Source organism: Streptomyces sp. NPDC005070, from assembly GCF_053600395.1.
This window is the reverse complement of the sequence record NZ_JBSFZS010000485.1, coordinates 1-1,518: the sequence shown is the minus strand read 5'-3', so window position 1 is coordinate 1,518 and position 1,518 is coordinate 1. Positions and strand designations below refer to the sequence as shown.

Below are 1,518 nucleotides of genomic sequence, written 5' to 3'. Positions count from 1 at the left end.
GTTCTGCTGGAGCACTTCTGGTGGGGCTCGGTCTTCCTGGTCAACGTGCCGATCGTGATCGCCGCACTGGTCGCGATGGTGGTGCTGGTCCCGGCGATCGCAGACGTGCTGCGAGATGTTCTGGCCCAGCAGAACACCTGACTTGCACTTCGAGGGTTACCGATCGGGTCGCAACGTGACGTATCGGCAGCACCTGGCGGGAAATTTCTTCGCCAGGAAGGCCCGTGTCGGGATTTGTCACTGACCACTCACAGGCTACCGATCGAGCGTACAGGCCAACAGGCGTAGCGCGTGTTCGTGCAGGCGCTACGTCGACCGGCAGCGCTCACTGCTCCCATTCAGTCCGCCCGCGCAGAAACCCTGAGCTGATTCTTCAGTAGGGTCCAGCATAACGATCTTTGATGTAACAGATATTGTTACGTCAAAGTCCATCGCCATAAGAAAGTAGGAACGAAATATGGGACAGCTCGAGAACAAGACTGCAGTCGTCACCGGTGCCAACAGTGGTATCGGTTTGGCTACAGCGCGACGGTTCGCAGCCGAGGGTGCTCACGTGTTCATCACAGGTCGACGGCAGGAAGCTCTCGACGCCGCAGCAGCTGACCTCGGCGCCAACGTCACCGCGGTCCGCGGCGACGTGGCCAATCTGGCGGACCTCGACCGGCTCTACGCCATCATTGCCGAACAGGGACGCCGTATCGACGTTCTGTTCGCCAACGCAGGTGGCGGCGAGTTCGCCACGCTGGAACAGGTCACCGAACAGCACTTCAACGCCGCTTTCGACACCAACGTTCGAGGCACCCTCTTCACCGTTCAAAAGGCGCTGCCGCTTCTGCAGGACGGGGCATCTGTGATCCTCACGGGTTCTACGGCAGCGACCGCCGGTGGAGAGGCATTCGGCGTTTACGCCGCCTCCAAGGCTGCGATTCGCTCCTTCTCGAGAACCTGGGCCAACGAACTCAGAGGCCGCGGTATCCGAGTCAACACCCTGGTGCCTGGGCCGATCGACACTCCCGGAATCACTGGACTGGCGCCCGACGAAGAGCAGGCAAAGCTGGTCCAGAAAGCCTTGGCGCAGCAGGTTCCTCTCGGCCGGATGGGCCACCCAGCAGAGGCCGCAGCCGCCGCCCTCTTCTTGGCATCGGACGAGAGCAGCTTTGTCACCGGGTCGGAGCTCTTCGTTGACGGCGGTCTGAATCAGATCTGAATGTCTGTCGTGCGAGGTGTCCAATGGGGCCACCCTCAGTGACAACACTCGTCCGCGGCGATTCCCGATCTGTGCGGACGATCTCGGCGGTGGGCAGTTCCTGAACCGCTCCGCGAACGGCCGGCGCCGACCGGCACGTTCGCGGTTAGCGCCGGCGACGAGACGATACGGTGCCGGCCAGGGAGGGTCTCCAGCCTCCTGGCGGTACCGGGCGCCGGGTGTCCTTGGCGATTTCCCGGTCCGTCGAGCCGACGTATGAGGTGATCTGCAGGTTGCGGGGCTTCGAACCTGCGGGGCTTGAACTCGGCTCC

At 62.6% G+C, this 1,518-nt stretch carries 1 protein-coding gene; it reads left to right on the top strand.

Features of this window, described 5'->3' with window-relative positions:
- Positions 1–457 precede the first annotated feature (457 nt).
- Positions 458–1,207 carry an SDR family oxidoreductase gene (locus ACWEBX_RS40470; protein ID WP_451889686.1) on the top strand — a complete coding sequence of 250 codons (750 nt, stop codon included), beginning with the start codon at positions 458–460 and terminating at the stop codon, positions 1,205–1,207.
- The last annotated feature ends 311 nt before the right edge of the window (positions 1,208–1,518 follow it).

Excerpts from the sequence above, each read along its gene's own strand:
- ACWEBX_RS40470 (WP_451889686.1), top strand. The coding sequence starts at position 458 with ATGGGACAGCTCGAGAACAAGACTGCAGTCGTCACCGGTGCCAACAGT.